The organism is Bacillus sp. FSL K6-2861 (genome assembly GCF_038630725.1).
Taxonomy (GTDB): domain Bacteria; phylum Bacillota; class Bacilli; order Bacillales; family Bacillaceae; genus Bacillus; species Bacillus velezensis.
Genome location: NZ_CP152037.1, coordinates 4,060,209 through 4,072,421, shown reverse-complemented (window position 1 = coordinate 4,072,421; position 12,213 = coordinate 4,060,209). Strand labels below are relative to the sequence as shown.

Genomic DNA, 12,213 nt, shown 5'->3' with positions numbered 1-12,213 from the left:
GACACAAGCAGCAGAAGGTGGAACGAAGATGAAGAAGTATTTTAAATTTCAAAAACTGAATGGGATTTCTCCTTATATATGGATGATTTTTTTCATCTTGCCTTTTTATTTTATTTTTAAAAGCTCTTCTACCTTTGTCATCGTGGCCGGCATCATTTTCACACTTGTTTTCTTTGGCGCATACCGCTTCGCATTTGTTGCAAAAGGCTGGCCGCTTTACTTATGGGCGCTTCTTCTGATCGGCATTTCGACCGGCTCTGTCATGCTGTTCAGCTATATTTATTTCGCCTTTTTTATCGCCTACTTCATCGGCCATATCCGAGACAAAGTTCCTTTTTACATCTTATATTACATTCATATCATCAGTGCGGCGGTTGCCGTCAACTTCAGCCTTGTTCTGAAAAAAGAGTGGTTTTTGACACAAATTCCGTTTATCGTCATTACACTGATCAGTGCCATCCTGCTCCCGCTCAGCATTCGAAGCAGAAAGGCACGGGAGCGCCTTGAGGAGAAATTAGAATATGCAAATGAGCGAATCGCCGATCTTGTGAAGCTGGAAGAAAGGCAGCGCATCGCCCGGGACCTTCACGATACACTTGGACAAAAGCTCTCCTTAATCGGACTGAAAAGCGACCTTGCCCGAAAGCTGATTTACAAGGACCCTGAACAGGCCCGCACTGAGCTGAAAAGCGTGCAGCAGACGGCCCGCACCTCCTTAAATGAGGTCAGACAAATCGTCTCATCGATGAAAGGCATCCGATTGAAGGATGAGCTCGGCAATGTTCGGCAAATTCTTGAAGCGGCAGGAATTGAATTTGTGTATGAAGAAAAAGAAGCGCCAAAACATATCTCTCTGCTGAACGAAAACATCGTCAGCATGTGCATAAAAGAAGCCGTCACCAATGTCGTGAAACACAGCGGCGCCAAAGTATGCCGCATCACCATTCAGCAGCTTTGGAAAGAGGTTGTCATTACGGTGGAAGATGACGGCAGCTTTCAATGCAAAGAAGACCGCTTTTTTTCAAAGGGGCACGGCCTGCTTGGAATGAGGGAACGTCTTGAATTCGCAAACGGCAGTTTAGCCATCGATACAGCCGCCGGAACAAAGCTGACCATGAGAATCCCGAATGATTCAAAATCAAAAGAAAAGGATGGTAGCAGATGATCAACATCTTCATTGCCGAGGATCAGCAAATGCTGCTCGGCGCACTCGGTTCGCTGTTGAATTTAGAAGAGGATATGACGGTTGTCGGCAAAGGCACAAGCGGCCAGGATGCCATCGATTTCGTGGTAAAACATGCGCCCGACATCTGTCTGATGGATATCGAAATGCCCGGGAAAACAGGTCTTGAAGCGGCAGAAGAGCTCAAGGACAGCGGTGTGAAGATCATCATTTTGACGACCTTTGCCCGCTCCGGCTATTTTCAGCGGGCGCTAAAAGCAGGCGTCAGCGGGTACATGCTCAAGGACAGCCCGAGCGATGAGCTCGTCAGCGCCATCCGCAGCGTCATGAAAGGAAGACGCGTCTACGCACCTGAATTAATGGAGGACATCTATAGTGAGGAAAACCCGCTGACCGAACGGGAAAAAGAGGTGCTCGAGCTTGTCGCAGACGGAAAAAACACAAAAGAAATCGCAAACGCCCTCAGCATCAAAAGCGGCACAGTCCGCAATTACGTTTCGATGATCCTGGATAAATTAGAAGTGAAAAATCGAATTGAAGCCATTACCCGATCAAAAGAAAAGGGCTGGTTTAAGTAACCCGCCCTCAGCTTGTTCAGCCAGTGTTTTTGCACTGGCTTGTTTCTTTTTCACCGTCACTCCGTCTCTTCCTTCCACTTCTTATCAATCAGCATTTTCCCCGGCCAAGTGTATGCCATGATGCCGCCGTCTGCGGTGATGTCTTCTCCCGTGACGTAAGAACTGTCGTCTGAAGCGAGGAAGAGCGCGACGGCTGCCATTTCTTCCGGTTTTCCAAGCCGGCCGAGCGGCGTGATCCATTTGTTGGCTTCACGGAACGCTTCGCCCATTTCGTCTTCTGTCGTGCCTGCCAATTTATCAATGAGCGGCGTTTCAATCGTCCCCGGCGATAAGGAATTGACGCGGATTCCGCTTCTGGCGTAATCAATGGCCATCGCTCTCGTCAGGTTCGTGATTCCGCCTTTTGCGGCGTTATAGCCGGAGCGGTCAAGGTCTGCGGCCCGGCCGGACATGGAGGAGGTGTTGATGATGGAGCCTCCTTTTTCGAGCATGAGCGGAATCAGGTATTTGCTGCACAGAAATGTGCCGCGCAGATCGACGGCGATGATCCGGTCAAACAGGTCGACCGGGTATTCATGGACTTTTCCGCCCTCTTGGTCAACACCGGCATTGTTAAACAGAATATCAATTGTTCCGTACTTTCGCTGAATGCTGTCCGCAAAAGACTTTACGTTTTCTTCGTCTGATACATCAAGGTGAAAGGCTTCTGCTTCTCCGCCGTTTTTTCTGATGGCGCTGACGGTTTCATTCAGTTCGCTTTCATTGATGTCACCGCAGATCACGCGGGCGCCTTCATCGGCGAAAACCCGTGCCGTCGCTTGTCCGATGCCTGTCGCGGCCCCTGTGATGATTGCGGTTTTGTCTGTTAATCTTCCCATATTGCGATTCCTCCTTTTTTTATATCTGTTCCCGCTGAATAGGGGGATAAACATACGGAGGTCTGTTTCTAAATACCTATTAAATATGTTAATATTATGTATATACATCATTGGGAGGTTTACATATTTTGAAGATACAGCATAAGAAGGAGATAGCGTTTTATTGTTATGCCATTGTTCCTATGGGATTTGTGATTTACACCGTTATCTCTATTCTATTTCAGGACATCATATTTCCTCTCACTGTAAGAAATGTTCTTCATGAGTCTTTGCGAAACTTGGGATCTCTTATCTTATTTAGTTTGTTTTTCTACCCGTCATACATATGGATGAAGAAGGAATTCGGCCGCCGGAAAGAAGCAGAGAGGAGAGGATGATCAACATTCTCTCTTTTTTATTGATAAAATGGGTGAAATGAATCCATTAACATGTTAAATTTACAATATATGCATCTGCTAATCCTAGTTGACAATTGTCACTGTATATGATAAATAGATGCTGAAAAGATTTTACATAACATCAAAGCATAATTAAAGGAGAGATCTGAAGTGCGGAAAAAAAAGTTTAAAGCAGAATCCAAGCGATTGCTGGACATGATGATTAACTCCATTTACACGCAGAAGGAAATTTTTCTCCGCGAGTTAATTTCCAACGCGAGCGATGCGATTGACAAAATCTATTACAAGGCGTTAACCGATGATTCATTAACGTTTGATCAAGACAATTACTACATAAAAGTGACGGCGGACAAAGAAGCGAGAACGCTCACCGTCACAGACACCGGTATCGGGATGACAAAAGACGAGCTTGAACAGCATCTCGGCACAATTGCGAAAAGCGGTTCACTCGCTTTCAAGCAAGAAAATGACTCGAAAGACGGCCATGACATTATCGGCCAGTTCGGCGTCGGGTTTTATGCGGCATTTATGGTGGCTGATAAAGTCACGGTGAAAAGTAAGGCGCTCGGCAGTGACGAGGCGTATGTATGGGAGTCGGAAGGGGCTGCCGGCTACACGATCGCGCCGTGTGACAAGGAAACCGTCGGTACGGAAATCACTTTGCAAATAAAAGAAAACACGGAAGATGAAAGCTATGATGAGTTTTTAGAAAACTACCGCATCAAAGCGATCGTGAAAAAGTACTCTGATTTTATCCGCTACCCGATCAAAATGGAAGAGACGGTCAACAAGCCGAAAGAGGGCAGCGAGAACGAATTTGAAGAAGTTCAGGAAGAACAGACGGTCAACAGCATGGTGCCGATCTGGAGAAAAAACAAAAGCGAGCTGACGGATGAGGATTACGAGGCTTTTTACGCCGAGAAGCATTACGGTTTTGATAAACCGCTGACCCATGTGCATATCAGCGTCGATGGAGCGGTGCGCTACAATTCGATTTTGTTTATTCCGGAAAACATGCCGTTTGACTATTATACGAAGGAATTCGAAAAAGGATTGGAGCTGTATTCCAACGGCGTGCTGATCATGAACAAATGCGCCGACCTGCTTCCGGACCATTTCAGCTTTGTAAAAGGCATGGTGGATTCTGAGGATCTGTCGCTGAACATTTCCAGAGAGATGCTGCAGCACGACCGACAGCTGAAGCTGATTGCGAAAAACATCAATAAAAAAATCAAAGCCGAACTGAAGAGCCTGCTGAAGAACAAAAGGGAAAAATACGAATCTTTCTATGAATCTTTCGGCAGACAGCTGAAATTCGGCGTCTATAATGATTTCGGCGCGAGTAAAGACGTATTAAAAGATCTGCTTCTCTTCTATTCATCTAAGGAGAAAAAGCTCGTCACTCTGGACGAATATGTGTCCAGAATGCCTGAGGATCAAAAATATATCTATTACGCGTCCGGCGATTCATATGAGCGGATTGAAAAGCTGCCGCAAACTGAAATGGTGGCGGACAAAGGCTACGAAATTTTATATTTCACGGAAGATATTGATGAATTCGCGATCAAAATGCTGACAAGCTATGAGGAAAAAGAGTTCAAATCCGTATCCAGCGCTGACTTAGGCATCGACAGTGATGAGGATGAAAAGCAGACTGAAGCCGAAGAAAACGAATATAAAGACCTGTTCGAGAGCATGAAAGAGATTCTTGCGGATAAAGTAAAGAACGTCAGAGCGTCGAAACGTTTAAAATCTCATCCGGTCTGTTTTGCGACAGACGGCGAAGTGACGATCGAAATGGAAAAAGTGTTGAATGCTATGCCTGACAGCCAGCAGGTCAAAGCGGAAAAAGTGCTGGAAATCAACCCGAATCACGAAGTGTTTGAGACGCTAAAAAACGCGCACGGACAAGATCGGGAAAAGCTTGCATTATACACAAATCTTCTCTACAATCAGGCGCTTCTGATTGAAGGGCTGCCGATCCATGATCCGGTCGAATTTACGAATGACATCTGCAAAGTTATGGTATGACGCCAAAAAGGAATCGCCCAGCGGGGGCGATTCCTTTTTTTATTACAGTGTGCGCTGTTTAAGAATTTGATTTTGTTTGCTGCGCTTCTTTAAGGAGAACCGTTTTTTCAAGTGCGTTTCGATTTCTTCTAAACTTCTGCCCTTCGTTTCAGGAACGATGTAAGCGGCGAAGAAGAAGGATGAGAGGCAAATGACTGAGAATATTCCGAATACCCAGCCGATGCCCATGGCACTCAGCATAAGCGGGAATACCAGTGAAACGATCAGGTTGGTTGCCGACAGAATCAATGTCGTAAATCCGGTTGCGGCACCGCGTGCGTTTGACGGGAACAGCTCCGGCATCAGAACCCATACGACGGGACCCCATGTCGCCTGGTAGAAAACGATATAGATGCCGAGAAACAGCACGGTCAGCCATGCCGTTGAAGCTGACAGGCCGGCCAGAAGGAGAATGGCTGATAGTGACGCCAGGCTCAAGGTAATGCCGACGCTTCCCCACATCAGCAGTTTTTTCCGGCCGATCCGGTCAATTAAGATCATGGCGGTGATACACATGATGACGTTTAAGACACCGATGCCCATCGTGCCGAGAACGGACGCCGAAGTGCCGAGTCCGGCCTTTGTAAAGATGGTCGGCGCATAGTAAATCACCGTGTTGATACCGACCGCCTGCTGGAAGATGGCAAGGCCGATCCCGATCAGCAGCATAGGACGGATCCATTTGGCTTTCAGCAAGCCGAGCGTAGATTCTTTTTTCTCAGCTTCACCTTGTTTCATTTCCGCTAATTCAACGGCGATATCCTCTTTGTCGTGGGTCATTTCCATGACTTGTCTGGCTTCCTGCTCACGGCCGCGTTTGACGAGCCATCTCGGAGATTCCGGCATAAACGCGATTCCGATTAATAAAAGCGCCGCCGGTACTGCGGCGAGACCGACCATCCAGCGCCAAGCTTCAAACGGGGTGAATATGTAATTCACGATATATGCGAGTAAAATTCCGGTTACAATCATTAAGTTATTCAATGTGCCGAGCGTTCCGCGTATTTTCGTCGGCGCCATCTCAGATAGATAAACGGGAACCAGCGCCGTTGAGCCCCCGACGGCTAACCCGAGTATGACACGGGAGATAATCAGCATAGTGACGGTTTGCGAAGCCGCACAGGCAAGCGCGCCGATAATAAAAATGAGTGAAAGGACGAAAACCACTTTTCTCCGGCCCCATCGGTCAGAGCATGTCCCGCTTAAGGCGGACCCGAAAATTGCACCGAGCAGCAGCATGCTTACGACCAATCCCTCGGTCAGCGTGTTTAAAGGAATATCATTGTTAATAAATAACAAAGCCCCTGAAATCACACCGGTGTCATAGCCGTAAAGCAGCCCGCCTAATGCTCCGAAAAAGTAAATCAGGTATTTTTTGGTGTTTTTCTTCACAGATGATCCTCCTCATCTTTTGGAACGCATAATAGTTTATTTAGATAACTATTTCATTCCCCGAAGAGAAAAATATAAACATAAAAAAACACGCCCCTTTAAGAGGCGTGTTTTTTTCTTAGGAAAACAGCTTGTCGATAAACGCGATTTCTTCAGCAGATAGCGTAATGGAGGCTGCTTTCATGTTGTCTTTTAATTGATCCGCGCGTTTGGCGCCCGGAATCAGGATATCGATTTCAGGTCTCGCCAAGTACCAGGCAAGCACGATATGCGCCGTATCGGCATTGTGCTTTTCGGCAATCGGTTTGAGCTGGTTGACTTTTTTGATGTTTTCTTTAAACTGCTCCCTTTGGAAATGCGCCTGATCATTGCGCAGGTCGCCTTCAGGGAAGGTGGTGTTCTCGTCGTATTTGCCGGCCAGCAGTCCGGATACGAGCGGGAAGTACGGAATGAATGAGATGCCGTGTTCTGTCGTATAAGGGAAGAAAGTCTTTTCCGCCTCACGGTTCAGCAGGTTGTATTCTCCTTGAATCACATCGACTAAGCCGTCTTTATTGGCTTCTTTCAGCTGCTCCAAAGAGAAATTGGATACGCCGATGGAACGGATTTTTCCTTCTTTTTTCAGCTCATTCAACGCTTGAACGGCTTCGTCCTTCGGCGTGTGCTCATCCGGGAAATGGATGTAGAATAAATCGATGTAATCAGTCTGCAGGCGTTTCAGGCTGTCTTCGACCGATTGTTTCAAAAAGGCCGGTGAATTGTCGAAAACAAAGTCATCGCCTTCTTTTCTGTGAGCGGCTTTTGTGGCGATGAAGACATCCTCGCGGTTACATTCTTTCAGCACCTCGCCGATTAATTCTTCAGAACGGCCCACACCGTAAATATAGGCGGTATCTAACATGGTAACGCCGCTTTTAATCGCTTCCCGAACCAATTCTTTTCCCGTTTCTTCATTCAGATTCGGATAGAGATTGTGTCCGCCGACCGCATTTGTTCCCAAACCGATCGGAAATACCTTTAGGTCAGTTTTGCCGATTGTTACTTTGCTCATGTTTTCGCCCCCTGAAAAAATTGGATATCATAGCGGCTGCCGGAAAAATACGGCAGCGTTCTCTATTAACTATAACGCTATGCCAAGTGAATGTCGATTTGATGCTCTTGGCAATACTTCGTATATTCCTCATCGAGCTGCTGAGAAGTGACAATGCTGTGAAGCCGGTCGAAAGGCGCGTATGTCAAAAGCGTGGATTTGCCGAATTTGGAATGATCCGCGAGCAGATACACTTCGTTCGCCTTTTCGGAAATTCTCTTTTTCACCTCGTATTCCAGTAAGTCGGAATTCGTCAGGCCGTGGGTGATCGTTGTCCCGGTAGCGGACATGAACGCCTTGTTAATGTTGTATTTATTGAGTGTGCTCGGATCATCAATGCCGACAAACGACCTTGTCTTCCGTTTGTAGTTATTGCCGATGATGATCAGGTCGATATTTTTCATGGATGAAGCCGCGTTAATAATATCAAGGCTGTTCGTCAAAACCGTCACATTCTTATCGGGATCAAGCGTCTCCAGCATCGATTTGGTCGTCGTGCCGGAATCAATAAATACAAGATCGTGATCCTCGATAAACCGTGACGCATAGCGGGCGATTTTGATTTTTTCATCCTGATGTTGAATGGTGCGGTTTTCAAAAGGGACGAGCACAGATTTTTCGGCTGACGTCACGCCGCCGTACACCTTTTTGATAACCCCTTTTTCCGCAAGCTTATTAATATCGCGTCTGACCGTGTTTTTAGAGACATTGAATACCTCGCACAGCTCATCCAGCGAAGTGGCTCCGTGTTTGAGAATGTATTCTTCCATCTCCTGAATCCGCATCAGTTTCATAAAAAAACTCCTTCTAGAATTCTTAAAGTAATTAAAATATATAATAAACACCAGAAGTTAATCAATAGTTACTTAACAAATGATAAAAAAGAGGGATCATCCCCTCCGATTCGACACGGTTCTCCAAGTTCCTGTTTTCCCGATCAAAAAAAGTATGATAAAAATAATGAAAAAATTTTGATTTTTTAGATTGACTTGAAGATGTGTTGGGCTTACAATGTAACCAAGAAATGACCAAAACATAACCTGTAAAATCAAAAGTGAAAGATGTAACCGTTTGCTTTTTCCGGCACATGACCAACTTTTACATGGAAAGATTGGGAGTCACCATCATTTTAGCATTTGTAAGCGTTTAATTCATGTCTTTTATATGTAAAAGATGAATATATTCATCCGTTATTATCCAGCTGAACAGGATGTTTACTATTTAAGGAGGCAATGAGAATGGCAGAGATCAGAAAACTGAAAAACTACATCAATGGTGAATGGGTTGAAAGTAAGACAGATCAATATGAAGACGTTGTCAATCCGGCTACAAAAGAAGTGATGTGCCAGGTTCCGATTTCTACGCGGGAGGATGTGGAATACGCCGTCCGCTCAGCGTCAGAGGCGTTTCAAACATGGTCAAAGACGGCAGTGCCGCGCCGTGCGAGAATTCTATTTAACTATCAGCAGCTTCTCCAGCAGAACAAAGAAGAGCTTGCCCGTCTGATTACTTTGGAAAACGGTAAAAACACGACGGAGGCACTCGGTGAAGTGGGACGCGGAATTGAAAACGTCGAATTCGCAGCGGGCGCGCCGTCACTCATGATGGGCGATTCACTCGCCTCCATCGCGACGGATGTAGAGGCGGCGAACTACCGCTATCCGATCGGGGTGGTCGGCGGTATCGCACCGTTCAACTTCCCGATGATGGTCCCGTGCTGGATGTTCCCGATGGCAATTTCGTTAGGAAATACGTTCATTCTGAAGCCATCTGAGCGCACGCCGCTGTTAACGGAAAAACTGGCAGAGCTGTTTGAACAGGCCGGTCTGCCGAAGGGCGTCTTCAATGTCGTGCACGGCGCGCATGACGTCGTAAACGGCGTTCTTGAACATCCGGATATTAAAGCCATCTCATTCGTCGGTTCAAAACCTGTCGGCGAGTATGTTTTCAAAAAAGGCAGCGAACATTTGAAACGCGTGCAGGCGTTAACGGGCGCGAAAAACCATACGATCGTGCTGAATGACGCCCACCTTGAAGATACGGTCGCAAACATTATCGGCGCGGCATTCGGTTCGGCAGGAGAGCGCTGCATGGCATGCGCGGTTGTGACGGTTGAAGAAGGAATCGCCGATGAGTTTATTTCGAAATTACAGGAAAAAGCAGCGGACATCAAGATCGGAAACGGACTGGATGACGGCGTGTTCTTAGGCCCGGTCATCCGCGAGGACAACAAAAAACGCACGCACAGCTATATTGAAAAAGGCATCGAAGAAGGAGCGAGACTTCTTTGTGACGGGCGTGAAAACGCAACGGAAGACGGCTATTTCGTCGGACCGACGATTTTTGACAACGTGACGACGGATATGACGATCTGGAAAGATGAAATCTTTGCGCCCGTTCTGTCGGTCATCCGCGTGAAAAACTTAAAAGAAGCGGTGGACATCGCCAACCAGTCTGAATTTGCGAACGGCGCGTGTCTGTTCACTTCAAATGCGAACGCGATCCGCTACTTCCGTGAGAATATTGACGCGGGAATGCTCGGCATCAACCTTGGCGTCCCGGCGCCGATGGCATTCTTCCCGTTCTCTGGCTGGAAGTCTTCTTTCTTCGGCACATTGCACGCAAACGGAAAAGACAGCGTCGACTTCTATACACGTAAAAAAGTCGTGACGGCACGATACCCGTCTCCTGACTTCAATTGATCTGACAGCCGGCCCGGACGGCTTTGTGATTCCGTCCGGGTTTTCTTTTACCATCCATTAAGGAGGAATAAACATGAGTCATTTGCTGCGCAAACCGCAGGCCGATGAGATTTCTCAAGGCGTGAACATCATACATGACGTCACTTCAGCCAATTCAGACCTCAAATACGTCGGATTTAAAGTCGTTGACCTCACTCCCGGTTCCGCATATACAGAGGATTTGAAAAAGACGGAGTGCTGCATCGTTGCGGTAACGGGAAAAATCACCGTCACTGATTATGATCAGACATTTGAAAGCATCGGCACCCGTGAAAGTGTATTTGAAAGAAAACCGACGGACAGCGTTTATGTGTCCAATGACCGCTCTTTTGAGATCACAGCGGTCAGCGGGGCGAGGGTCGCGCTGTGCTATTCTCCGTCCGAACACCAGCTTCCGACAAAGCTGATTAAAGCGGAAGAAAACGGTGTGGAACATCGCGGCAAGCTGGCAAACAAACGAACCGTTCATAATATTCTCCCCGATTCAGATCCATCGGCAAACAGCCTTCTCGTTGTTGAAGTTTACACGGACAGCGGCAACTGGTCGAGCTACCCGCCGCATAAACATGACCAAGACAATCTGCCAGATGAATCCTTTTTAGAAGAAACCTATTACCATGAAACGGACCCGCCGCAGGGGTTTGTCTTCCAGCGTGTGTACACGGACGACCGCTCGATTGACGAGACGATGACCGCAGAAAATGAAAACGTTGTCATCGTGCCGGCGGGCTATCACCCGGTTGGTGTTCCGGACGGGTATACCTCTTACTACCTGAATGTAATGGCGGGACCGACACGAAAATGGAAGTTTCATAATGATCCGGCCCATGAATGGATCCTGGAACGCTAACAAGTGAGGAGTGGCAGATAACGATGAAATATACGTTTAATGAAGAAAAAGAGTTTGATATTGTCGCGATCGGGCGCGCGTGTATTGATTTGAACGCGGCGGAATACAACCGGCCGATGGAAGAAACGATGACGTTTTCTAAATATGTCGGCGGCTCCCCGGCAAATATTGCGATCGGCAGCGCCAAGCTCGGATTAAAAGCCGGTTTTATCGGCAAAATCCCGGACGATCAGCACGGCAGATTCATCGTTTCCTATATGCAGGAAAAGGGCGTTGATACGTCACAAATGACCATTGACAGAGAAGGGCGCAAAGCCGGGCTCGCTTTTACGGAAATTCTCAGTCCCGAAGAGTGCAGCATTCTGATGTACCGGGATGACGTGGCGGATTTGTATCTTGAGCCGTCCGAAGTCAGTGAAGGCTACATCGCAAACGCGAAAATGCTGCTCGTATCAGGTACGGCGCTTGCGAAAAGCCCGTCGCGCGAAGCCGTCTTAAAAGCGGTGCATATCGCAAAAAAACATGACGTAAAAGTCGTGTTTGAGCTCGACTACCGTCCGTATACATGGCAATCGGCAGAAGAAACAGCCGTGTACTACACGCTGGTGGCGGAACAATCCGATATCGTCATCGGTACGCGTGACGAATTTGACGTAATGGAAAACCGCAGCGGCGGAGATAACGATGAAACCGTCCGCCATTTGTTTGCGCACTCCGCCGATCTTGTCGTCATTAAGCACGGCGTTGACGGATCATACGCATACAGCAGATCGGGAGAAGTTTTCCGGGCGCATGCCTATAAAACAAAGGTGCTGAAGACCTTCGGAGCGGGTGATTCCTATGCGTCAGCCTTCATCTACGGACTTGTCAGCGGCCGGGATATTGAAACGGCTTTAAAATACGGGAGCGCTTCCGCTTCCATCGTCGTCAGCAAACACAGCTCCTCAGAAGCAATGCCGGCTGCCGGTGAAATCATCGAACTGATTGAAGCGCAGCACAGTCTTAACGGTAAATAGAACGTATAAAAGGTGGG

General features: G+C 47.3%; 11 protein-coding genes. 7 read left to right on the top strand and 4 right to left on the bottom strand.

What is annotated here, in order from left to right:
• Window positions 1-28: 28 nt before the first annotated feature.
• On the top strand, window positions 29-1,165 hold the full coding sequence (locus tag NYE62_RS20195; RefSeq protein ID WP_158185969.1) for a sensor histidine kinase: 1,137 nt from the start codon (window positions 29-31) through the stop codon (window positions 1,163-1,165).
• Complete coding sequence (locus NYE62_RS20190; protein ID WP_158185968.1) at window positions 1,162-1,761, top strand: response regulator transcription factor; 600 nt, start codon at window positions 1,162-1,164, stop codon at window positions 1,759-1,761. Before NYE62_RS20195 ends, NYE62_RS20190 begins: the two co-directional genes overlap by 4 nt.
• A 56-nt stretch (window positions 1,762-1,817) precedes the next feature.
• On the opposite strand, the gene NYE62_RS20185 is transcribed toward NYE62_RS20190, so the two are convergent.
• The gene (locus NYE62_RS20185) at window positions 1,818-2,639 is read right to left on the bottom strand and encodes an SDR family oxidoreductase (protein ID WP_047936332.1); all 822 of its coding nucleotides are present in this window, start codon (window positions 2,637-2,639) and stop codon (window positions 1,818-1,820) included.
• A gap of 128 nt (window positions 2,640-2,767) precedes the next feature.
• Here NYE62_RS20185 and NYE62_RS20180 point away from each other — a divergent pair, with 128 nt between their 5' ends.
• A complete protein-coding gene (locus NYE62_RS20180) occupies window positions 2,768-3,016 on the top strand; it encodes a hypothetical protein (RefSeq protein WP_007614882.1) in 249 nt (82 codons plus the stop codon).
• A 171-nt stretch (window positions 3,017-3,187) separates the two neighbouring features.
• Complete coding sequence (htpG, locus tag NYE62_RS20175; protein WP_335389812.1) at window positions 3,188-5,068, top strand: molecular chaperone HtpG; 1,881 nt, start codon at window positions 3,188-3,190, stop codon at window positions 5,066-5,068.
• A 42-nt stretch (window positions 5,069-5,110) separates the two neighbouring features.
• Here the strand turns inward: htpG and NYE62_RS20170 are convergent, their stop codons facing one another.
• The 3 genes from NYE62_RS20170 to NYE62_RS20160 all read right to left on the bottom strand — a co-directional run bounded on the left by NYE62_RS20170 (window position 5,111) and on the right by NYE62_RS20160 (window position 8,383).
• Complete coding sequence (locus NYE62_RS20170) at window positions 5,111-6,499, bottom strand: sugar porter family MFS transporter (RefSeq protein ID WP_007407844.1); 1,389 nt, start codon at window positions 6,497-6,499, stop codon at window positions 5,111-5,113.
• 118 nt (window positions 6,500-6,617) lie between these two features.
• Window positions 6,618-7,550 carry an aldo/keto reductase gene (locus tag NYE62_RS20165; protein ID WP_342497154.1) on the bottom strand — a complete coding sequence of 311 codons (933 nt, stop codon included), beginning with the start codon at window positions 7,548-7,550 and terminating at the stop codon, window positions 6,618-6,620.
• A gap of 77 nt (window positions 7,551-7,627) precedes the next feature.
• Window positions 7,628-8,383, bottom strand: a complete 756-nt coding sequence (locus NYE62_RS20160; RefSeq protein WP_007614879.1) for a DeoR/GlpR family DNA-binding transcription regulator — start codon at window positions 8,381-8,383, stop codon at window positions 7,628-7,630.
• A gap of 444 nt (window positions 8,384-8,827) precedes the next feature.
• Between NYE62_RS20160 and iolA the strand changes: the two genes are divergently transcribed.
• The 3 genes from iolA (at window position 8,828) to iolC (ending at window position 12,196) form a co-directional block, all read left to right on the top strand.
• A complete protein-coding gene (gene iolA, locus NYE62_RS20155) occupies window positions 8,828-10,291 on the top strand; it encodes a methylmalonate-semialdehyde dehydrogenase (protein WP_032869303.1) in 1,464 nt (487 codons plus the stop codon).
• A 73-nt stretch (window positions 10,292-10,364) separates the two neighbouring features.
• On the top strand, window positions 10,365-11,180 hold the full coding sequence (gene iolB / locus NYE62_RS20150) for a 5-deoxy-glucuronate isomerase (protein ID WP_033574308.1): 816 nt from the start codon (window positions 10,365-10,367) through the stop codon (window positions 11,178-11,180).
• 23 nt (window positions 11,181-11,203) lie between these two features.
• Complete coding sequence (gene iolC, locus NYE62_RS20145; RefSeq protein WP_033574309.1) at window positions 11,204-12,196, top strand: 5-dehydro-2-deoxygluconokinase; 993 nt, start codon at window positions 11,204-11,206, stop codon at window positions 12,194-12,196.
• Window positions 12,197-12,213: the final 17 nt, after the last annotated feature.